16 protein-coding genes and 1 pseudogene are annotated in these 20,731 nt (G+C 67.7%); 8 read left to right on the forward strand and 9 right to left on the reverse strand.

Going from position 1 to position 20,731, the window contains the following annotated elements; genetic code table 11:
• Positions 1–68: 68 nt before the first annotated feature.
• The 4 genes from KU887_RS02340 to KU887_RS02355 form a co-directional block, all read right to left on the reverse strand.
• The gene (locus tag KU887_RS02340) at positions 69–1,019 is read right to left on the reverse strand and encodes an OmpA family protein (protein WP_080330987.1); all 951 of its coding nucleotides are present in this window, start codon (positions 1,017–1,019) and stop codon (positions 69–71) included.
• Between the two features lie 4 nt (positions 1,020–1,023).
• Positions 1,024–2,013, reverse strand: coding sequence for a type VI secretion system-associated protein TagF (tagF, locus tag KU887_RS02345; protein WP_006483243.1), 990 nt, complete (start codon positions 2,011–2,013; stop codon positions 1,024–1,026).
• Complete coding sequence (gene tssM, locus KU887_RS02350) at positions 2,010–5,954, reverse strand: type VI secretion system membrane subunit TssM (protein WP_059723929.1); 3,945 nt, start codon at positions 5,952–5,954, stop codon at positions 2,010–2,012. Before tssM ends, tagF begins: the two co-directional genes overlap by 4 nt.
• Positions 5,955–6,255: 301 nt before the next feature.
• On the reverse strand, positions 6,256–7,101 hold the full coding sequence (locus KU887_RS02355) for a M15 family metallopeptidase (RefSeq protein ID WP_006488977.1): 846 nt from the start codon (positions 7,099–7,101) through the stop codon (positions 6,256–6,258).
• Positions 7,102–7,222: 121 nt separating this feature from the next.
• Between KU887_RS02355 and KU887_RS02360 the strand changes: the two genes are divergently transcribed.
• Positions 7,223–8,215, forward strand: coding sequence for a phage tail protein (locus KU887_RS02360; protein WP_080330985.1), 993 nt, complete (start codon positions 7,223–7,225; stop codon positions 8,213–8,215).
• A gap of 212 nt (positions 8,216–8,427) precedes the next feature.
• Positions 8,428–9,456, forward strand: a complete 1,029-nt coding sequence (locus tag KU887_RS02365; protein WP_006481924.1) for a transporter — start codon at positions 8,428–8,430, stop codon at positions 9,454–9,456.
• A gap of 30 nt (positions 9,457–9,486) precedes the next feature.
• Here the strand turns inward: KU887_RS02365 and KU887_RS02370 are convergent.
• Positions 9,487–9,633 (reverse strand): annotated as a pseudogene (locus tag KU887_RS02370) (DUF1427 family protein); the annotation flags it as partial.
• Between the two features lie 26 nt (positions 9,634–9,659).
• Complete coding sequence (locus KU887_RS02375) at positions 9,660–10,637, reverse strand: zinc-binding alcohol dehydrogenase family protein (protein ID WP_034201070.1); 978 nt, start codon at positions 10,635–10,637, stop codon at positions 9,660–9,662.
• 161 nt (positions 10,638–10,798) lie between these two features.
• Here KU887_RS02375 and KU887_RS02380 point away from each other — a divergent pair, with 161 nt between their 5' ends.
• Positions 10,799–11,719, forward strand: coding sequence for a LysR family transcriptional regulator (locus KU887_RS02380; protein WP_077188949.1), 921 nt, complete (start codon positions 10,799–10,801; stop codon positions 11,717–11,719).
• A 122-nt stretch (positions 11,720–11,841) separates the two neighbouring features.
• On the opposite strand, the gene KU887_RS02385 is transcribed toward KU887_RS02380, so the two are convergent.
• Complete coding sequence (locus KU887_RS02385) at positions 11,842–14,010, reverse strand: M1 family metallopeptidase (RefSeq protein ID WP_006481916.1); 2,169 nt, start codon at positions 14,008–14,010, stop codon at positions 11,842–11,844.
• Positions 14,011–14,651: 641 nt separating this feature from the next.
• Here KU887_RS02385 and KU887_RS02390 point away from each other — a divergent pair.
• From KU887_RS02390 to KU887_RS02405, 4 genes are all read left to right on the forward strand, one after another.
• A complete protein-coding gene (locus tag KU887_RS02390) occupies positions 14,652–15,146 on the forward strand; it encodes an LEA type 2 family protein (protein ID WP_258254068.1) in 495 nt (164 codons plus the stop codon).
• 153 nt (positions 15,147–15,299) lie between these two features.
• Entirely contained in the window at positions 15,300–15,632 is a 333-nt protein-coding gene (locus KU887_RS02395) for a YegP family protein (protein ID WP_034201067.1), read from the forward strand.
• A gap of 137 nt (positions 15,633–15,769) precedes the next feature.
• Positions 15,770–16,903 carry a class I SAM-dependent methyltransferase gene (locus KU887_RS02400; RefSeq protein ID WP_060263507.1) on the forward strand — a complete coding sequence of 378 codons (1,134 nt, stop codon included), beginning with the start codon at positions 15,770–15,772 and terminating at the stop codon, positions 16,901–16,903.
• A gap of 89 nt (positions 16,904–16,992) precedes the next feature.
• Positions 16,993–17,883, forward strand: a complete 891-nt coding sequence (locus KU887_RS02405; RefSeq protein WP_058902251.1) for an SAM-dependent methyltransferase — start codon at positions 16,993–16,995, stop codon at positions 17,881–17,883.
• Between the two features lie 63 nt (positions 17,884–17,946).
• Here KU887_RS02405 and KU887_RS02410 read toward each other — a convergent pair whose 3' ends face one another.
• On the reverse strand, positions 17,947–18,519 hold the full coding sequence (locus KU887_RS02410) for a DUF1415 domain-containing protein (protein ID WP_048991979.1): 573 nt from the start codon (positions 18,517–18,519) through the stop codon (positions 17,947–17,949).
• A gap of 76 nt (positions 18,520–18,595) precedes the next feature.
• A complete protein-coding gene (locus KU887_RS02415) occupies positions 18,596–19,216 on the reverse strand; it encodes a TetR/AcrR family transcriptional regulator (protein ID WP_006481919.1) in 621 nt (206 codons plus the stop codon).
• A 219-nt stretch (positions 19,217–19,435) separates the two neighbouring features.
• Between KU887_RS02415 and KU887_RS02420 the strand changes: the two genes are divergently transcribed.
• Complete coding sequence (locus KU887_RS02420) at positions 19,436–20,719, forward strand: MFS transporter (protein ID WP_012492315.1); 1,284 nt, start codon at positions 19,436–19,438, stop codon at positions 20,717–20,719.
• The last annotated feature ends 12 nt before the right edge of the window (positions 20,720–20,731 follow it).

Raw genomic sequence — 20,731 nt, forward strand, 5'->3', positions numbered from 1 at the left:
CCGCCGCCCGTCGTATGCCGTGCCGCCGCCGCGCTCCGTCATGGAGACGGCGGCCGGTCGAGGTCCCGTTACTGCCCGACGCGGAATTCGATCCGCCGGTTCCGCGCCCGCCCGTCGGCCGTATCGTTCGGCGCGATCGGCTGATCCGGCCCGACGCCCGTCGTCGTCATCTGCTGCGGCGGAATGCTCTTCGTGATCAGGTAGCCCTTCACCGCATCCGCGCGCGCCTGGCTCAGCGCGATGTTCGACGTCCGGTTCCCCGAGTTGTCGGTGTGGCCGATGATGTCGACCGTGCGGTTCTGCATCTTCGCGAGCGCGGCCGCCATCTGGTCGAGGATCAACTTGCCCTGCGGCGTCAGCGTCGCGCTGCCGGTCTCGAACTCGATCGTCCGGTTCGCGAGCGTCTGGTCGAGCACGCCCTGCTCGGACGCCGACACGCGCAGCCCGTTCTTGATCGTGTACGTCGGGTTCAGCGTGTTCGCCATGTCGCTCGCGAGCTGCTGGCGCTGCGCCTCGTTGTGCACCTCGCCCTTCATCTCGATCTGCGTGCCGTTGATCTTCAACTGGCCCTTGCTGATCTGCTTGAGCTGCGCGCCGAGCAGTTTCTGCACGTTCGCGCTCCAGTTCGGCGGCGTCGCGACGTCGCCCACCTCGATCTGGTCGACGACGTTCGTCGCGCCGTAGGTATCGCGCAGCTTCTGCAGCACGGCGGCCTTGGTCGCCTCGTCGGGCACCTTGCCGCCGACCACCACCTGGCCGGGCGCCGCGTTCGCGGGCGGCGGCGTGAGCGTGCCGGCGGTGCCGTGCACCACCGTGCCGGACGCGCCGCCGGCGTTGGGGTTGGCCTGCGGCAGCGCGGTCGTCGCGACCGTGCCGTTGCCGACCGGCGTGACGGTCGCGCCGGTGTTCTGCGCGAAGGCCGCGCCGCTCGCGACGAGGCCGGCCGCGAACAGCGCGGCGAGGGTGGGCGAGACGGCGGCCGACAAGCGTGCGCGCCGGACCTGAATCGTGCGATGCATGCGGTCAGCCTCCGATGAACGCTTCGCGGAACGCGTCGATGGCGACGCGCAGCGAGAGTTGCGGTTGGTCGAGGTAGCTGACGAGCTTGCTGATCTGGTGATCGTTTTGCGCATGGGCGTCGATCCACTCGGGATCGTCGATGTCGATGTTGTGGGCGGCGTAGGTCTGCGGGTCGACGACGCTCAGCAGCGTCTTCGCCGACGCGCCGTTGAAGCCGATGACGAGCCGTTCGCGTTCGGCGATCGTGCCGATGAAGATCGCGAGCTCGAAGTCGGCCTGCGCGACGAACGGCGCGATCAGCTCGAGCCAGAACGCGGCGACGAGGCTGCGGTAGAACGGATCGACCGGCAGCGGCAGCGTGAGGCCGCGTTCGATGTGCGACGAACCGCTCTGCATCACCGGCCGCAGCAGCGAGCCGAGCGCGAGCATCGCGCCGCGCAGCCGCACCGGATGACCGCTTTCGAGCAGCATCTCCTGCAGGCCGTGCAGCGTCTGGTGTTCGACGAAATCGTTGAAGGTGCCGTCATGCGACGTGCCGGGGCCGCCGATGTCGATCGGCACCTGCGTGTCGCCGAGCGCCTGCAGCGCGCCGGGCGGCTCGTCCTTGCCGAGCAGCGGCGGGATCTGCGCGGCGACGCGCGACCACAGCCGCGCGAACGCGAGCGGGCTGCGCGCGAGGAACGCGACCGGCCGGTCGACCTCCAGCGCGGTGGCGCCGAGGAACGGGAAGCGGCGCATCGACACGTCGTGGCTCGCGACCATGTGGCCCGCGATCGCGAGCTTGCTGCGCGAGCCGAGGAACGCGAAATGCATCGGCTTCGCATCCTCGTAGACGATCTTCCAGCGCGGATCTTCCGCGAGCAGCTCCAGCGCCTGTGCGATCCAGCGATCGAGCGTCTGCAGCAGTTGCGGATTGTGCGCGCTCTTCACGAAGTCGCCGCGCGACGGAATCTTGCCGAAGTAGGCGATTTGCGCCTGTACGGTTTGCGTCATTGCGCCCTCTGTGCATTCGTTGCGTTGGCGGCCGCGACCGCCGGCGCGGCGCCCGGCGTGCCGGTGCCGGCTTGCGTCGCGTTCTGCGCGGCGCCCGCGCTCGCGTCGGCGACCGACGACGGCAGCTGCAGGCCGCGCAGGCTTTGCTGCTGCGGCTGGTCGCCGCCACCGGCCGACGGTTGCGACGTGCTGATGATGCGCATCGTCACCGACACGTTCACGCTGCCCTGTGCCCACGTCAGGTCGAAGGTGCCATCCGGACGGCGCTTGCGCTGCGCCGAGTTGATCAGCTTCTCGAGACCGTAGCGGCCCGGCTCGTTGACGAGCTGCACCGTGCGGCCGTCGAAGGTCGTCGCGGACAGCGTCGCGCCCGGCGAACCCTGCGGGTTCGGCCACACGAAGTTGGTCCACTGCGGCGGCGTGTTGCGGTAGCGCAGCTGCTGGCCGTCGATCGCGATCGTGTATTCCGTCGTGCCCGTGCTCGGTTGCGGCAGGATCTGGAACACGGTCTGCGGCTCGGCCGACGCGGCTGCGCTGCCGGCCGCGCCGCCCGCGAGCGGCGCGACCCAGCGGGCGAAGCCGTTGGTGAAGTCCGGCGTGAGTCCGATGCCCATGTCGCCCCACGTGCGGGCGGCGAGCGTGTCGCCGCGGCGCACCGCGAGCGGCCCGAGCGTCGTCCCGACGAACTTCGCGATCGAGCCGTCCGGACCGAACACCTGCGCGATCTCGCCGGCGCCGGCCTCGACCTTCGCGTTCGCGGCGAACGGGTACTTCGTCGCGAGCGAGCTCTGGAACGGCTGGTAGACCTGCGCGTTCCACACCTTGTTGACTTCGGCGCTGGCCGGCTGGATCACGACCGCGAACGCCTGCATCAGCGGCCGCACCAGCAGCGGACGCAGCGACTTGCGTTGCGAATCGGTCAGGCCCGTCAGCATCTGCTCGTCGACGAGCTTCAGCGAATCGGCGAGTTCCGAACCGCTGCCGTCGAGCGTCTGCTGCATCAGCTGGCGCGCGCCCGGCCCCGGGTCGCCCTGATTCTTGATCACGTTGAAGCGCGTGCGGACCTTCGACAGCGACTCCATGTAGCCCTTCAGCATCGACGTGCCGTCGTGCGTCGCGACGATCCGCGCGAGCCCGACGAACTCCTGGCCGATCGGACCCATCGGCACCTCGGCCGGATTGCCGTTGATGTCGATGTTGGCTGCCGCCACCTGGCCGGCCTGCGAGCGCGAGAACAGCTGCTTGACCCAGTTCACGACGCCCGTCTGCGCCTTCTTGATCGTCACGTTCGCGAGCGACGGGTTGTCCCACGACGTCTGGTCGTACGCGGTCTCGAGGATCTTGCGGATCGGCGAATCCTGCGGGTCGCCGAGGCGGTTCATCCCGTCGACGGCCTGGCCGAAGCTGGTGAAGCCCTGTACCGCGATGCCCTGCATGAACTTCTGCCAGTGCTGCGCGTACTCGGTCTTGTACATGCCGACGAGCGTCTTCTGGATCTGCTCGGGGCTGCCCTCGAGCGTCAGGTCGTCCTGCGTCGACGTGTTGAGCACCCAGTCCTTCGCCTGCAGCTCCTTGGTCGCCGCATCGCGGATCGCCGGCTGCACGTAGTCGAACCACGCTTCACGCGTGAACGTGCCCGGAATCGCGTAGCTGCCTGCCACGAGCCCCTGGTTGCCGTCGCCGACGATGCGCGCGATGGTCATCGGCGCGAAGCGGGTCGACGCGCGGGCCTTGATTTCCTCGTAGACGCGCTGGCGGGCCGGCATGCCGCGCACCACGCGGCGCAGGTTCTCGCGGGTCTGGTCGACGAGCGCGAGGTTCGCGTCGATCATCGGCCAGTCGTTGTCGTTCACGCGGGACAGGTAGAACGAGATCATCCGCTCGGCGCTCCGGATCATCTCGTCGCGCGGCATGTTGCCGCGATTCGTCTCGAGCCAGCCGCGCCAGAAGCGGGCGAGCTGGTCGGTCAGGTGCGCCTGTTCGACGTGACGCTTGTCGGACAGCATCAGGTACGTCTTGAGCGCGTTGTACGCATCCTGCACGTTGGTTGGCGACGCGTCGCTGTAGAGGCCGCCTTGCGGGGCCGCCGCCTGTTGCGGTGCGGTGGCCGGCGCGGTGCCGGACGCGGCCAGCGCGGCGCCCGGCTGCGGGGCGGCGCCTGCCGCGTTCGTCGAGACCGGTATCGTGCCGCCCTGCACGGCGCCCGATTCGGGCGGGCGCGTCATCGGCACGAGCTGCTCGGGGTGCGCGTTCACGTCCTTCATGAACGACGCGAGGTTTTGCGAGACCGGCGCGAGCAGGATCTGGCGCACGCCGTTGTAGTACTCGGTCAGCAGATGCTGCTCGAGCCGGTCGCCCTGGTACAGGCCGAGCGACACCGACATCGGCTTGTCGCGGCGGAACTGTTCGAGCTGCTCGATCCGGTCCTCGAGGATGTCCATCGCCTGCAGGCGCGACTGCAGGTCGTTGCGGCCCTGCTGCAGGCGCGTGACGTTGTCGAGGTCGGCCTGCACGTTCGCGACCAGCTGCTGGTTGCCGATCGTCGACCAGGTCCAGCCGCCCAGCGCGAGCGCGAGCGCCGCGACGAAGCCGAAGAAGGTCGCGTAGCGCAGCCGCGTCTTGGTCGGGCTCGCGAACTGGCGCACCGTCTGGCGGTCCGCGAAGATCACCTTCGAGAACAGGTCACGCAGGAAGAAGCCGTTCTTCGAGAACGCGCTGTGCGGTTTCGGCAGCGCATTCCCGTCGAGGCCGAAGCGGTGCGCGATGCGCTGCGCGGCCGCGCTGTTGGTTTCGCCTTCCTGCAGCGCGCTGGTGAAGTAGAAGCCGCGGAAGATCGGCTTGTACTGGAACGGGTTGTTCTCGAACAGCGTCGCGAGGAACGCGCGCAGCGACGGCTTGATCGTCGAGAATTCGAGCGGGAAGCTCAACTGGCCCGGCGACAGCTGGTTGCCGCGCGACAGCGACAGCTGCGCGACGCTGATTTCCTTCAGCCCTTCGTAGAGTTCCTCGAAGTGCGTGTCGAACTGCGCGACGACGTCGCGCTTGTCGTCGGGCTCGTAGGGCAGGGTGGCGCCCCACACGCGGTCGTACTCGTGCTTGTCGCTGCTGCTGAAGAATTCGGTGAAGCCGGTGATCAGGTCGGCCTTCGTGAACATCACGTAGACCGGCGCGAACACTTCCAGCTTTTCCGTCAGCTCCTGAACGCGCTGACGGAGGTTTTTCGCGAGGTTGATCGCGAATTCGGGGCGGTTGCCGGTGAGTTCGGCGATGCTGGCCGTGACGATGATGCCGTTGATCGGCGCCTTCGGACGGTAGCGCTTGAGCAGCCCGAGGAAGCCGAGCCACTCGCTGCGGTCTTCCTCGTGCACCGAATAGCGGCCGGCCGTGTCGAGCAGGATCCCTTCGGTCGTGAAGAACCAGTCGCAGTTGCGCGTGCCGCCGATGCCGTGGATCACGGCGCTGTTCTTGTCCGCGAACGGGAACTGCAGGCCGGAATTGAGCACGGCGCTGCTCTTGCCCGCGGCCGGGTTGCCAATCACGATGTACCACGGCAGTTCGTACAGCGCGGAGCCGCCCGACACCTGGCCGATCTTCGACGTCTTGATCGTCTTCACCGCATCCGACAGGCGCGTGCGCAGCACGTCGAGGTCGGCGGTCTTCGCGTCCGGTGCGAGCGCGGCAGCGGCCGGCGCGGCGATCTTGCCGGTTTCCGCCTGCTCTTCCAGCACCTGGCCGAGCTGCTGGTTCGCACGCTTCACGCGCCAGCGGCGCCACAGCGCGACCACGAGCCACAGCGCGAGGATCGCCGCGAACGCGGTCGCCGCCCACAGGAGCGGCAGCTGCAACATGTCGGCGACGATGAACAGAATGGCCGCTAGCGCGACGATCCCGACGATCGAGAGCGTACGCGGATGAGTCAGCACGTTGAGGATGCGTTGCATAGGACGTTCAGGTTCCGGTGCGATTCGGTGAGGCGACGCAGGCGCGTCGAGCGGCAAGGGTGGCGCCGCGATGTGTCGCCATGCTGTCAAACGGGATGAAGGGGGCTGGCATCAATGCGCCCGCGGCATCGGAGAAGGCGCGCGCATTAACGAAAGGACGCTGTGAGATTTAAAACGGAAGCGGCGGCCGGAAAAAATCGCGCACCGGAATGCCCGATTTTCTGCGTCGCCCATATCGTTTCCTGCCGGGATATTAAAAAGCCCCATGCCGCCCTCATTATTTCCTGTCCGGCAGCCCTGGCTAGCTGCCGCGTCCCAGTTTAAAACCGGGTTTATGGTATTCCACGTGCCCGAGATCCATCATTTTCCATCGGCCGCCCCAGGTCAGGCCGACTTGTTCGGCGACCTGGCCGTACAACTGGTAGCCGCGCATCGCCCACGGATCTTTCTCGGAAATGACCAGCTTGCCGTCGCGCAGGAATGCGTTATCGGCCGCCAGCCCGAATTGGTGATAACTCTGGAAGGCTGCCGCGTTGGTCACGTTGCTGCCCATCTGCGCCAGCCGGTTCTGCCGTTCCGGGCTCCGGTAACCTTCCAGCAACGCCATTTCATAACCGTGCTGTTCGTGCATGATCTTGTAGACCAGCAGCAAACGCGTACGGAAATCCGGATCCAGCAGGTTCCAGTCGCGGCTCGCATCCTTCAGCGCCGGGCGGACCTGTTCGACTTCCTTGGTGGCGAAGACTTCCGGCGGCAGCGGCGGGGGCGGCACGAGTTGCTCGCCCTGCAGCAGCGCGGCGATCTTCTCGTCGGGCACGCGCGCCGTGTCGTCGTACTGGAACAATTGCCGGCCGCGTAACGCAATGGCGACCAATGGCGGCGTCGCAAGAATACCTGCCGATACCATAATCATCAAGCGCCGCCGAACCAGTAAATTTTGCACATCGTTTAATGCGCCGCGCGTAACGCTTGCCGATTTAACAATCTGACTCCGCGTGCGCGCGGCGCGATCGTTCGCACGGCGGGTAAGACGGCCGTGAAACTGGGCAACGGATTCGAAAACGGTCGCGCGGATACCCGGTAAAAGCAACAGTGCCGCAACGGCGACGGCAAGGGCGAAATAGGCGACGAGTGCGACGGCAATCAACGATATCCCCGGAAATTGGAATTGATTGTGTTTTGCAATGCTTGCTCTTAGAATCAGGCTGCTTCGAGAGGCCGGGCTATATTATCGCGGTGAATTAAACCAGGATTCAATGAGACGCTGAATGAGTGCGCCGGAAAATTCAAATTCGAAAACTCCGCCCAGCCTGCTGTCCGATACTAAACCGGCGGGCGAGGGAGGGCCACGGCAGTCGCGCATTCTCGCGGATCTGGAAGGGCGTGTCACGCCGCCCGCCGAGCCGCCGCGCCGTTCGCTGAAGGCGCCGATCGCCGCGGTCGTGGCGTTGGTCGTGGCCGTCGGCGGCTGGGGCGCGTGGCGCATGCAGCAGTCGTCGGGCGAGCAACCCGCGGTCGTCGCGGCCGCGACGGCACCCGCGGCGGCTGCGCCGGACAAGGTCGCGCCGGCCAGCGGCGCCGCCGCGCAGGTCGCGCAGAACGGGGCGTCCGCTGCGTCGGCCGTGCAACCGGCCACGATCGTCAACGACGATTCGGCGTCCCAGGCCGTTGCATCCGCATCGGCTTCCGCCGCCTCCGCGGCGGACAACAGCCGGCTGTCGCGCGCGCTCGCCAACGGCGCCGAAGAGGGCTCGGGCGGGGCGGCCGCGGCCGGCGTCGCCGCCACTGCGGCCGCCGCAGCGGCGACGTCCAAGACCGCGAAGGCCGACGCGTCGAAGAGCACGAAGGTCGCGGCTCACGGCAAGACCGACACGAAAACCGAGGCGAAGGTCGACACGAAGGCCGAAGCCCGCAAGCATCGCAAGGAACAGCAGGCCGAGCTCGCGCAGGCGAAGAAGCGCCGCGAAGCGACGTCCACCCGAACCGCGAAGGCGGCCGGGAAGGACGATCCGGATGCCGATCTGCTCGCGGCGCTCGTCGCGCGCACGAAGCCGGCCGACAAGAAACTCGCCGCGCAGAAGGGGCAGGCCGTGCCGACCAAGACGGCGGCAACCACCGGCGGCTCGCTGGCGTCGCGCGTGAAGGAGTGTTCGGAGCGCGGTTTCTTCGAGGATCAGCTGTGCCGCTGGCGCGTGTGCGACGGCCACTGGGGCAAGGACCCCGCGTGCCCGAGCGCCGCGCAGTCGGAGACGCGGCAGTAACGCGTGCCGCGCCCGTCACGAGGTCTTTCCGGTCAGCGCCGCCCATCGGGCGGCGCGTTGTTTTTGGGGCAGGAGAAGCTGCCGGTATGATGTCGCGTGACACTGTCACGCGCGCGTCACGCCCGTCGGGCATACGTCTCCTTTCCTTACCCGGCGCGGGCCCGCGACCCGCGATGTGCGGCGCGCCGCGTGCCGCACCCCCCTTCGACACGATGGACCTGATCGTACAGACTTACGGCGCCGATACCTCCGGCATGGTGTGCGGATTCCGCTTCGATCCGGGCGGCGCTGGCGCGCTGCTCGATGCCGACGCGGCCGCCGCATGGCTGCGCACGTGCCGCGAGCACGGCGCGGCCGCATCGGGCGATTTCGTCTGGCTGCATTTCAATCTCGCGCACGGCGCGAGCGAGCGCTGGATGCGCACGCATCTCGGGTTGCCCGACAGCTTCTTCGAATTCCTGCACGAAGGCTCGCGCTCGACGCGCATCGAGCAGGAAGACGGCGCGTTGCGCGCGATCGTCAACGACGTGATGTTCAACCTCGAACTGACGCCGTCGGAGATCGCGACGCTGTTCGTCCACGTCGAGCGGCGCATCATGGTGACCGCGCGGCTCAAGCCGCTGCGCTCGGTCGACACGCTGCGCGCGTGCGTGCGCGACGGCGAGCAGTTCCGCTCGCCCGCGGAGCTGCTCGTGCACCTGTTGCGCGACCAGGCCGACCTGCTGATCCAGATCATGCGGCGCACGAGCATCGACGTCGACCGCATCGAGGATCGCTTCCTGTCGCAGCGGCTCACGTCGAGCCGCATCGAACTCGGTGCGATGCGCCGCACGCTGACGCGCCTGCAGCGCATGCTCGCGCCGGAGCCCGGGTCGATCTTCCGGCTGCTCGCGAAGCCGCCCGCGTGGCTGCACACGGAAGACGTTCAGGAGCTGCGCGAGTCGACCGAGGAATTCTCGCTGGTGCTCGCCGATCTGGCGGGGCTCAACGAGCGCATCAAGCTGCTGCAGGAAGAGATCGGCTCGCGCCTCGACGAGCAGAACAACCGGACGCTGTTCACGCTGACGCTCGTCACCGTGATCGCGCTGCCGATCAACATCGTCGCCGGCTTCTTCGGGATGAACGTCGGCGGCGTGCCGTTCTCGGAGAACAAGCACGGCTTCTGGCTGATGGTGCTGCTCGTTGCCGGCTTCACCGCGCTGGCCGCGTGGTGGGCGTTCCGGCGCCGCGACGATCGTTAGCGCGGCATCGGGCGTTGCATCGACGCATCAACGCAGCAGCGCGATCGCGCGTTCGCCGATCACCATCCCGAGCAGGCCGACGAGCGCAACGAGCGGCGGGGCCGGCGAGCGCACGTGCAGCAGCGCGTACAACACGCCGACACCGACGCCCACCGCGAGCGAGGTCACGTAATCCATCATGGCGGTCTCCCGTGGGGCCGGTGTCAGGGCTTGAGGATGACGCGCTCGCGCGCGCCGGCCAGCACCGCGCGATACGCGTCGTGCGCACGCTCGAGCGGGTACACGTAGTCGTCACCGATCGGGAACGGGCGCAGCGTGCCGTTGCCGAAGCCGGGCGCGAGCGTATCGAGGATCTGCGCGACCGCGGCCGCGCCGAGCTGCAGCGAATCGATGCCCACGAACGTGTGCTGGCCGCGATAGAACGCGAAGATGTCGAACGGCACGCTGCGCTCGATCGTCGAGATGAAGATCTGTCGCGCGCCGATCGCCATCGACGCGTTCGCCGCTTCGAAATACGGGCTGCCGACCGTGTTGTAGACGATGTCCGCGCCGTGGCCGCCGGTCAACTCGCGTACCGCGTCGGCCACCGTCCGGCTCGATGCGTCGATCATGGGGACGTCGCCCGACGCATGGCCGCGATAGGCGCCGGGCCCGCGCTCGACGCCGATCACGGTCGCGCCGCGTGCGGTGGCGAGCTGGATCGCGGCCTGACCGACCTTGCCGTTCGCGCCGAACACGAGCACGACGTCGTCGGCCGTCGGCATGCCGGCCCGGCGCAGGCCTTCGTACGCGGTGACGAACGGCACGCCCACGCCGGCCGCCTCGTCGAGCGTCAGCACGCCCGGCTTGCGGCGCACGTGCGCGGCGTCCAGTACGAGCCATTCCGCATGCGAACCGTCGCGCCCGACGCCGAGATCGCCACCCGAGCCCCACACCGGCGCGCCGATCCAGTTGTCGGGGCCGCTGCGCACGATGCCGGCCCAGTCGCGCCCCGGCGTGCGCGGCCACACCGCATGCGGCATGCGGCCGAGCGCGGCCTTCACGTCGCTCGGGTTCACGCCGGCCGCGCGCACCTCGATCAGCATCTGGCCGTCGGCCGGTACGGGCGGGGCGATGTCCCGGACCCGCGCGTCGAGCGACTCGATGTCGGCGGCGGGGCTGTCGAAGCGGATGCTGCGCATGATGATCTCCGTGAACGATGGCGGCTGCCCGGCCCGGCGGGCCGGCGCGTGCGGTGGATGAAACCGGTCAATGCAGTCTAGTGGGCCCGGTTTGACGCGGAAACGTGCAAAGGCGGATGATTGTTTTGCGTATTCCGCATAGCCCATCCACAGGCTCACGAATGAACGACTTCCTTTCCCCGCACCTCGCGCTGTTCGTCGACGTGGTCGACCAGCAGAGCTTCTCGGCGGCCGCGCGCCGGCTCGGCGTCGCCGCGTCGTCGGTCACGCGGCGCATCGACCGGCTCGAGACGCAGCTCGGCATCCGTCTCCTGCATCGCACCACGCACGCGCTGCGGCCGACCGAGGCCGGGCAACTGCTGTACGGGCGCGCGACCCGGATGCTGGCCGAGCTGCGCGGATTGCAGGAAGACCTGCACAGCCAGCACGACGAACCGGGCGGGCTGCTGCGCGTCGACTGCCCGGCGCCCTTCGGCCGGCGGCACCTGATGGCCGCGCTGGCCGCGTTCATGCAGCGCTATCCGGCGCTGCAGGTCGACCTCGTGCTGACCGACAGCATGGTCGACCTGCAGGGCGCGCGGCTGGGTTCCGACGTCGATCTCGCGGTGCGCATCGGCCCGCTCGAGGACACGCGTTTCGTCGCGACGGTGCTGGCGCCGCAGCGGCGCGTGCTGTGCGCGAGCGCGGCCTACCTCGCCCGGCGCGGCGAGCCCGCATCGCCCGACGCGCTCGCCGGCCATGACTGTCTCGCATGGCATGGCGCGCCGCCGCCCGGCGCGTGGCGCTTCGGCGAGCGCCGTCACGTGCCGGCGCAGCCGCGGTTTCGCAGCAATCATTCGGAAGCGTTGCTCGAGGCGGCCATCGACGGGCTCGGTCTCGCGCACCTGCCGACCTGGCTCGCGGCGGACGCGCTGCGCGACGGACGGTTGCGCGCGCTGCTGCCGCAGTACGCGGCGGCGCCCGAGCCGGCGACGATCCACGTGCTGCGTCAGCAGGCGCGCGGCAGTGCGCGCACGTCGCGGCTCGTCGCGTTCCTCGCCACGTGGTTCGCGCAGCCGGCGTGGGACGCCGCGTGGGCGTGACGACGGGCGAACGTCGCGCCCCATGAAAAAAGGGCCTCGCATGCGAGGCCCGTCAACAGGTCGGAGAAACCGGTACGCCGGCCGGCGCCGCGGGTCGCGCGGCACCGGCCGGACGCGCACCGTTACTGCGTGACTACCTTGCGCGGCTTGAAGATGCCCTGGTATTGCAGGGCCGGGCGTTGCTTCGTCACCGGTTCGATGCCGCCGAAGCTCGGCGTCTGGCGCAGCTTCATCGCGGCCGGCGAAGCGACCGAACCGATCGACGTCGAGCGCGAAGCCGGCGCGAGGTTGTTCGCGACGAGCAGCGCCGCTTCGCTCTTCAGGTTCGCCAGCAGCACCGGATCGGTGGAGCTGTTGATCTGCGTGAGCAGCCCGCTCCAGGCCGCGTCGCTGTAGTTCACGACGTAGTAGTCGAGACCGCTCGGGTCGGCGACCACGCCCGTGCAGCCGTCGATCCGCGTCTGCGTCTGCGTGTCCTTCAGCGCGAGCGTCGTGCGTTTCGCGAGACCCTGGCCGTACGCGAGCGTGAGCGGCACCGTCCACTGCAGGCCCGGATACGCGTTCTTGTTCGGGAACGGCTGCTGTTTCAGCGTGACGACCGTCTGGTTCTTCGTCAGGTCGCATTGCGTGTCGAGCGAGATCAGCGGCACGCCGGTCTGGCGCACGTAGCTGTCGCCGATCGGGCCGACCGCCTGGCCGCTTTCCTTCGACAGCGCATCCCACAGACGCTTCGGCGTCCCGTTGCCGAACGAGTAGTCGACCAGGTACTGCTGCAGGCCCTTACGCAGCGTCTGCTCGCCGAGATAGTTCTCGAGCGTCTTCAGCACGTGGCCGCCCTTGTCGTACGTGAACGCGCTGGCGCTCAGCACGAAGTCGTTCGACGCCCAGTCGTTGAAGTTCGGCGCGACCGGGAATGCGTTCGGGCCGATGTCACGATTGATCACGCGATACTTGTTCTTCACCTGGTCGAGCCAGCTGAACTCGTCGGGGAAGAACTGGATCGTCGTCTTCGTCTCGAAGAACGTCGCGAACGATTCGTTGAGCCACACGTTGTCCCACCAGTCGGTGGTCACGAGATCGCCGAACCACTGGTGCGCCACTTCGTGCGTCAGCACTTCGTTGCCGTAGTGCGACATCGGCTGACCCGGCTGCGGCAGGATGTCGTCGGCGAACTCGAGGATCGAGCCCCAGTTCTCCATCCCGCCGAAGTTCAGGTCCTTCTGCTCCTTGAACGCATCGTTCGCGGCCACCGTGTCGAACTTCGTGAGCGGCAGCGGGATGCCGGTGTAGCGGTAGTAGTAGTCGAGCGCCTGCTTGGTGCGGTCCATCGCCGGCTTCGCCCACTCGCTCATGCCCGGCGGCGTGAACACGCGCAGGTGCAGGCCGCCCTTGCCGCCCGGCAGCGGGCTCGTGAAGTCGTCCTCGTAGGTGTCGAACATGCCGCCGCCGAAGAACAGCAGGTACGACGGCATCGGCGGGGTCTTCTCGAACTGCACGAGCTTGTAGCCGCCGCCGACGTTGGTCGACGGCTTCTCGGCCGCGTTCGACACGACGCGCCAGCTTTGCGGCACTTCGGCCGTCACTTCATAGGTCGGGCGGAACGCCGGCTCGTCCCAGCCGGGGAACCACTGGCGCGACAGGTTGGTTTCGCCCTGCGTCAGGATCGCGCCGCTCGTCTTGCCGTCGGTGCCCTTCAGGTCGACGCGGAACACGCCTTCCGCGGCCGAGCAGCCCGGATACGGATCGTCGCCGCAGCTGCCGCCCGTGTGGTTGACCGGATCGTCATACGACTTGAAGTTGATGATGCCCGACCACTCCATGTGCAGCGAATAGTTGCCCGGCGAGATCGAGCCGCTCACGGGGCGCAGCTGATAGAAGTCGCCCTTGTCCTGCGGCGTCGCGATCAGCTGGATGTTGCCCGGCTGCAGCGTGATGCGGCCGTTGGTGAACTTGATCCGGTGGCCGGCGATCACGATGTTGTTGACCGGCTTGAGCACCTTGATCTCGACGTCGGCGCGGCCGTCGAACGCGTTCAGCGCTTCGTTCGGGCGGAACCACAGCCGGTAGTTCACGGGCACCACGGTGTCCGGCAATTCGACGGGCGAGACGCTCTTGTCGACGTTCGATGCGCTCGGCGGCGCGGCGACGGTGGGCGACGAGCCCGTATGCGGCGCGCCGGCGGAGCTGAGCGCGGAAGCGGAGCCCGCACCGCCGTCGTCGCCGCCGCACCCGGCGAGCGCGAGTGCGGCGACGAGCGGCAGATAACGCATCTTGCGAATATGGATCGACATGACTGAAACCTCGATTGTTGAAAGAATCGTTCAGTGCTGCGAAAACGCCGGCAAAAGCAATCCCCTCGCCGTTTAATCAACAGCGAAAAATGCCAATGACGGATTATTCGAAAAGACGGCGGCCGACTACGTGAAGGTAATCATGGTTTACTGCCCCCTCTGGATTTCCGGATGTCGGTTAACTTGCCGGTTCAAAATGGCCGGGCGCGTGTTGTACTGAATTGATTTCGCGCGCACGACACGGGGCAGCACGCCCGGCGCAGGCGCGCAATCCCTTTGAACCGACGACCTACGGGGCTGGCCGGGCCAGGCCGCAGGACGGAAGGACAGCGTGTCGCCGTCCCGTAAATTCGCCGTCATGCGGCTTCAAGGTTTGTCGGCTTGCTCCAAGGATGCGTAAATATACTTGATGGTTTTGGGTAAAGGAAACGAAAAATTTAGAAAGAGCATCTATTGAATTCCGAGCGCTTCATTGAATGCTGAAAGTCATTAATGCGCTTTCCGTTTAGCCGGAAATTTCGTAGTTTTAATCTATTAACGATCTGCCGGTGCCATGAAAACTACGAAGTCCGGCGAGAGGCTGCATGGTCGGTACAATGCGTCGACGACCCGTTCACCGATCGCCACGAGGAGGCCTCCCCATGCCACGCGCCCTGTTCCGTATCGCGCCGCTGCGCGCCGTGCTGCTGCTGTTCGCGACCGTGTTCGTGCTGGGCGGTTGCGCGGCGCTCACGCGCGAGCCCGTGCGCGTGTCGGTCGCCGGACTCGACCCGCTGGTCGGGCAGGGTCTCGAGATGCGCTTCAGCCTGAAGTTGCGCGTGCAGAATCCGAACGACGCGCCGATCGACTACGACGGGATCTCGGTCGCGCTCGACCTGAACGGCGCGCCGTTCGCGAGCGGGGTCAGCGACCGGGCGGGCACCGTGCCGCGGTTCGGCGAGGCCGTGCTCGACGTGCCCGTGTCGGTGTCGGCTTTCGCTGCCGCACGGCAGGCGTGGAACCTGCCCGGCGCGGCCGCAAACGGCGAGCTGCCGTATGCGTTGCGTGGCCGGCTCGCCGGCAGCGTGCTGGGCACGGTGCGCTTCAACGACGCGGGCACGCTGCGCCTGCCGACCATGCCGGGATGGGGCGGCTAGATCGTTCGGCCGGATTCAACGTCGGTCAAAGATGTCTGAAAATTCACCATTTGACAGTCTTTAACGCTTATCTCCGCGAAATGTCGATTTTTGTCGGCATGCCCCTTACACTTGCCGATGTCCGAGGGTCGGACATTTTTTTAGGGGAACGCCATGGCGGCAAAATTCGAACTCAAGAAGGCCACGAACGGCCAGTACTACTTCCACCTGAAGTCGGCGAACGGCGAGATCATCCTCGCGAGCGAGCGGTACGAGGAGAAAAGCGGGGCGAGAAACGGGATCGCGTCCGTGCGGGAAAACGCGCCGCTCGACGAGCGTTACGAACGGAAGCTCGCCCACAACGGTGAGCCCATGTTCAATCTGAAGGCGGCCAACCACCAGGTCATCGGCACGAGCGAGACGTACAGCAGCGTGCAGGCTCGCGAGAACGGCATCGCGGCCGTCAAGCGCGATGCACCCATTGCGGAAACCGTCGATCTCGCCTGATTGACGAGATTGCGCCGCGATGAACGCTTCCGGGCGATTGTCGCGGCGCCTGTTTTGCCGGGTCGGGCAAAGCGCGGTATGGTGTGGTCCGCGCGGCGAATTCTCGCTGCCGCTGAGCCAACCGTAACCGAGTTCGCGTGACCGATTCCCCCGTTTTCCACTGGACCGACGCCGACGGCGTCGATCATGCCGTGCGCTGGCGCTCCGAAGCCGGCGTGCAACCGCCGAAGCGCGCGGTGCCCGCCGACGACCGCCTGCCCGCCGACGCGGCCTACCGCCTCGCGTGCGAGGGCACCGCGCTCGTCTGGCAGGGCGACTTCCAGAATGCACGCCAGCTCGTGCAGGCGATGGCGCGCCGTGTCGAACGCAAGCCGAAGAAGGCGAAAGCCGCGGCCGGCGTCGATGCGTTCAACCTGCATCGTCTCGCGCAATCGCAGCGCGCCCGCACGCTTGGCATGCTGCTGATCCCGCTCGACGCCGATTACACGATCCCGCTGCGCCGCGCGCCCGACGTGCGCGCGGCCTGCGAGGAAGCGTACGGCCCCGGCGGCGCGCCGTCGGTGGTGTCGCTGCGCGAACTGCTCGGGCTCGTCGGTGCGCATGAGTGGCGCAAGAAGGGCGTGCCGATCCCGGCGCTCGGCGGCGCGCCGATCCACCCGCATTACGGCGTGTTCTCGCCGGTGCGCGGCGAATACGTCGAGCTCGTCGCACGCGCGCCGCTGCCGGCGACGTCGCTCGCATTCGACATCGGCACAGGTACCGGCGTGCTGGCCGCGGTACTTGCCTCGCGCGGCGTCGAGCATATCGTCGCGACCGATCAGGATCCGCGTGCGCTCGCTTGCGCGCGCGAGAACGTCGCGCGGCTCGGTCATGCGGGCCACGTCGATATCGTCGAGGCCGACCTGTTTCCCCCCGGCCGTGCGCCGCTCGTGGTCTGCAACCCGCCATGGGTGCCGGCCCGGCCGAGCGCGCCGATCGAATACGCGGTCTACGATCCGGACAGCCGCATGCTGCGCGGTTTCCTCGCGGGGCTGGCCGCGCATCTGGAGCCGGGCGGCGAGGGCTGGCTGATCCTGTCCGATTTCGCCGAGCATCTCGGCCTGCGGCCGCGTGAAACCCTGCTGCAATGGATCGACGAAGCCGGCCTCGTCGTGCTCGGCCGCGACGACATCCGTCCCGCGCACCCGAAGTCGACGGACGCCGACGATCCGCTGCATGCGGCGCGTCGTGCCGAGATCACGTCGCTGTGGCGGCTCGGCGCCCGGGCCTGACCGCGTATTTTCGGTAAACTGTCGCCATTCCTCACGAATTTCCGCCGCCGGGCCGTGGTCGACCGACCGTGGCCCGGCGGCGCTTCACGATGTCGAACAAGACCCACGAAATCCGCCCGGAGCAGTCCGTCGAGCTGCTGAAGGAACTGCACATCCTCACCCGCGACGGGAAGCTGAACCAGGACAGCCGCCGCAAGCTGAAGCAGGTCTATCACCTGTTCCAGTTCATCGAGCCGTTGCTCGCCGGCGTGCAGGCCGACAAAGGCCATGTGACGCTCGTCGATCACGGCGCCGGCAAGTCGTATCTCGGCTTCATCCTGTACGACCTGTTCTTCAAGCAGCAGCCGGGGCACGGCACGCCGGCGTTCGCGTCGCACGTGTACGGCATCGAGACGCGCGAGGAACTCGTCACGCGCTCGACCGAGCTCGCCGTCCGGCTCGGGTTCGGCGGCATGTCGTTCCTCAACCTGTCGGTCGCCGATTCGATCACGTCGCCGCAATTGCCCGACACGGTCGACGTCGTCACCGCGCTGCACGCGTGCGACACGGCGACCGACGACGCGATCCGCTTCGCGCTCGCGAAGCGCGCGCAGCACATCGTGCTGGTGCCGTGCTGCCAGGCGGAAGTCGCGGGCGTGCTGCGCAAGAACAAGGGCAAGTCGCTCGCGAATGCGCTGACCGAGGTGTGGCGCCATCCGCTGCATACGCGCGAATTCGGCAGCCAGATCACCAACGTGCTGCGCTGCCTGCAGCTCGAAGCGCACGGCTACCAGGTCAGCGTGACCGAACTGGTCGGCTGGGAGCATTCGATGAAGAACGAGCTGATCATCGCGCAGTACAAGAACCTGCCGCGCCGGCGCCCCGGCGAGCGGCTGAACGAGATCCTCGGGATGTTCGGGCTCGCCGAGCTGAACGAGCGCTTCTTCGTCGCGCAAGCCGCTCCGGCGAGCGACGCCGCCGTCGAGCCGGCCGAAGGCTGACGGCGCGCGTGCGCGGGCATGGCGCCCGCGCGGCACGTTGCACGCCGCACGTGACACGCCGCGTCACACGTCGTCGCCCGGCCGGCGCATCCATTCGCGCCAGCCTTCGTGGCCGAGGCGGCGCAGCGTTTCCTGATTCTTTTCGTAGATCGCGGACGCGTCCGGAAACGCGTCGACCGCGCGCGCGATGCTGTCCTCGCGCAGCAGGTGCAGGATCGGATACGGCGCGCGGTTCGTGTAGTTCTCGATGTCGTCGGGTTCGGTGCCGTCGAACCGGTATTGCGGATGGAAGCTCGCGATCTGCAGCACGCCGTCGAGCCGCAATTGCTGAACGAGCCGCTCGGCGAAGAACAGCGCATCGTTGTAGTCGACGAAATCGGCGAACGCATGCGGGTAGATCACGAGCGTCGTATCGATCTGCTGCGGGTCCGCCGCGTCGAGCAAGCGCAGCTCGGTTTCGAGTTCGGCGAGCGCATCCTCCAGGGTCGTCGCTTCGCTGATCGCGTAGCGCACCTGTTCCTTCACGTAGACGCTTTTCGCGAACGGGCACAGATTGAGCCCGATCACCGCGCGCGCGAGCCAGTGCCGCGTGGCGGCGAGGATGTCGTCGTGCGAGTCGGGGCGGGTGTCGGTCATCGTGATACCAGTCGGGCGGAGGAGCGGCGAGGGCCGCATTGTAGCGGGCACGCCGGCGACGGGCGGGCGCGGCCCGTCACGCGCAGGCGGCTTCGATCAGCTGCGTGACGAGCGCGGGCGCGGTGCCGATCGGCGTTTCGCCGTGCCGGTAGGTCTGGCTCGCCGCATAAATGCCTTCGACCACCAGCGCGAGCGCATCGGCGAGCGCCTTCGGCTGCCGCGCGCCGGCGCCTTCGCACAGCGCGACGAGCCGTTTCATCAGCTGTTCCTTGTTCTGCGCGACGCGTTCGCGCGCCGGATGCGACGCATCCGGGAATTCGGCGGCCACGTTGACGAACGGGCAGCCGCGATAGTCCTTTTGCGTCGCGCGTTCGGCGAGATCGACGAAGTACTGGATCAGCTGCGCCTTCGGCTGCCCCGGATGCTTCGCGGCGCTCGTGTCGAGCCGCTCGAAGAAGCACGCGTCCATCCGTTCCAGATACGCGAGGATCAGCTCGTCCTTCGACGAGAACTGGCGGTACAGGCTCATCTTGTTGACGCCCGCGCGCTCCACCACCGCCTCGACGCCGACCGTTCGCACGCCTTCCTTGTAAAACAGCTCCTCGGCGGCGCGCAGCAGGTGCTCCTGCGCGGTGGCGCCGTCGATCGGCCGGCGCGTGCGCCGTGCCGGCGGTTTGGCGACCTCGATGCCCGACATGATGACCCTCGACTTCGTGGTGAATTGCTTGACATGTTACCGACTGGTCACTACGATCGCAACACACTTGTGACCGGTCGGTAACAATCGCGGCCGGATCAACAGACGAATGCCAAGCGTCGGCCCGGGTCAGCCGATGTTGAAATGCGCGGCGGAGGTGGCCTGGTTGGGACGGAGCGGGTGCGACGACACCGGAACCGTCAACTGGAGAACATGAAGATGAACTGGGCAGTGACACGAATCGGCGGGCGCTTCCATTACGGATGGCTCGCGGCGGCGGTGGTATTCCTGATCCTGCTGGCGGCAGCCGGCACGCGCGCGACGCCGAGCGTGCTGATGGTGCCGCTCGAACGCGAGCTCGGCTGGAGCCGCGCGGCGATTTCGCTGGCGATTTCGGTGAACATCGCACTGTACGGCCTGACGGGCCCGTTCGCGGCCGCCGCGATGCAGCGCTTCGGGCTGCGCCCGACGATCCTCACCGCGCTCGTGACGATGAGCGCGGGAGTCGCGCTGTCGTCGATGATGACGCAGAGCTGGCAGATGGTCGTGATCTGGGGGCTGATGGTCGGCTGTTCGACGGGCGTCGTCGCGCTGACGCTGTCCGCAACCTTCGTCACGCGCTGGTTCCACGCGCGGCGCGGCCTCGTGATGGGGATCCTGACCGCGAGCACGGCCACCGGCCAGCTCGTGTTCCTGCCGATGCTCGCGGCGATCGCGCAGCGCCACGGCTGGCGGCCGGTCGTGCTGGTCGTCGCGGTGGCGGCCGCGATCGTGATTCCGCTCGTCGCGTTCCTGCTGCCCGAGCGGCCGGCCGACGTGCGGCTGCGCCCGTACGGCGAGCCGGCCGATGCGCCGCCCGCGCCGGACGCGACGAAGGAGAATCCGCTCGCGGTCGCGTTCCGCACGCTGCTGATGGCGAGCCGCTCGCGCGATTTCTGGCTGCTGTTCTTCAGCTTCTTCATCTGCGGTGCGAGCACCAACGGCTATGTCGGCACGCACCTGATCGCGATGTGCAGCGACTACGGGATGACCGAGGTGCAGGGCGCGTCGCTGCTCGCGGCGATGGGCGTGTTCGACCTGTTCGGCACGACGTTGTCGGGATGGTTGTCGGACCGTTACGACAATCGCGTGCTGCTGTTCTGGTACTACGGGCTGCGCGGGCTGTCGCTGATCTACCTGCCGCATGCGTTCGGGATCGATTTCTTCGGGCTGCCGTTGTTCGCGATGTTCTACGGGCTCGACTGGATCGCGACCGTGCCGCCCACCGTGCGGCTCGCGACCGACGTGTTCGGCAAGGCCGCGGCGCCGGTCGTGTTCGGCTGGATCGTCGCCGGCCACCAGCTCGGCGCGGCATTCGCGGCGCTCGGCGCCGGGCTGCTGCGCGCGAGCCTCGGCACCTACACGATCGCGTCGATGATCTCGGGCGGGTTGTGCATCGTCGGCGCGCTGATCGTGCTGCGGATCAACCGCGGCCCGTCGCGCGCGGCCGCGCAGGCGGCCTGATCGCGGCGGACC

Origin of the sequence: Burkholderia sp. EMB26, assembly GCF_024730645.1 — a bacterium.
GTDB classification, from domain to species: domain Bacteria; phylum Pseudomonadota; class Gammaproteobacteria; order Burkholderiales; family Burkholderiaceae; genus Burkholderia; species Burkholderia cenocepacia.

What these genes read in the sequence shown, in the direction of transcription:
- KU887_RS02340 (WP_080330987.1), bottom strand. Translation starts at nt 1,019, where the DNA reads ATGCATCGCACGATTCAGGTCCGGCGCGCACGCTTGTCGGCCGCCGTC.
- tagF (WP_006483243.1), bottom strand. Translation starts at nt 2,013, where the DNA reads ATGACGCAAACCGTACAGGCGCAAATCGCCTACTTCGGCAAGATTCCG.
- tssM (WP_059723929.1), bottom strand. Translation starts at nt 5,954, where the DNA reads ATGCAACGCATCCTCAACGTGCTGACTCATCCGCGTACGCTCTCGATC.
- KU887_RS02360 (WP_080330985.1), top strand. Translation starts at nt 7,223, where the DNA reads ATGAGTGCGCCGGAAAATTCAAATTCGAAAACTCCGCCCAGCCTGCTG.
- KU887_RS02365 (WP_006481924.1), top strand. Translation starts at nt 8,428, where the DNA reads ATGGACCTGATCGTACAGACTTACGGCGCCGATACCTCCGGCATGGTG.
- KU887_RS02375 (WP_034201070.1), bottom strand. Translation starts at nt 10,637, where the DNA reads ATGCGCAGCATCCGCTTCGACAGCCCCGCCGCCGACATCGAGTCGCTC.
- KU887_RS02380 (WP_077188949.1), top strand. Translation starts at nt 10,799, where the DNA reads ATGAACGACTTCCTTTCCCCGCACCTCGCGCTGTTCGTCGACGTGGTC.
- KU887_RS02385 (WP_006481916.1), bottom strand. Translation starts at nt 14,010, where the DNA reads ATGTCGATCCATATTCGCAAGATGCGTTATCTGCCGCTCGTCGCCGCA.
- KU887_RS02390 (WP_258254068.1), top strand. Translation starts at nt 14,652, where the DNA reads ATGCCACGCGCCCTGTTCCGTATCGCGCCGCTGCGCGCCGTGCTGCTG.
- KU887_RS02395 (WP_034201067.1), top strand. Translation starts at nt 15,300, where the DNA reads ATGGCGGCAAAATTCGAACTCAAGAAGGCCACGAACGGCCAGTACTAC.
- KU887_RS02405 (WP_058902251.1), top strand. Translation starts at nt 16,993, where the DNA reads ATGTCGAACAAGACCCACGAAATCCGCCCGGAGCAGTCCGTCGAGCTG.
- KU887_RS02410 (WP_048991979.1), bottom strand. Translation starts at nt 18,519, where the DNA reads ATGACCGACACCCGCCCCGACTCGCACGACGACATCCTCGCCGCCACG.
- KU887_RS02415 (WP_006481919.1), bottom strand. Translation starts at nt 19,216, where the DNA reads ATGTCGGGCATCGAGGTCGCCAAACCGCCGGCACGGCGCACGCGCCGG.
- KU887_RS02420 (WP_012492315.1), top strand. Translation starts at nt 19,436, where the DNA reads ATGAACTGGGCAGTGACACGAATCGGCGGGCGCTTCCATTACGGATGG.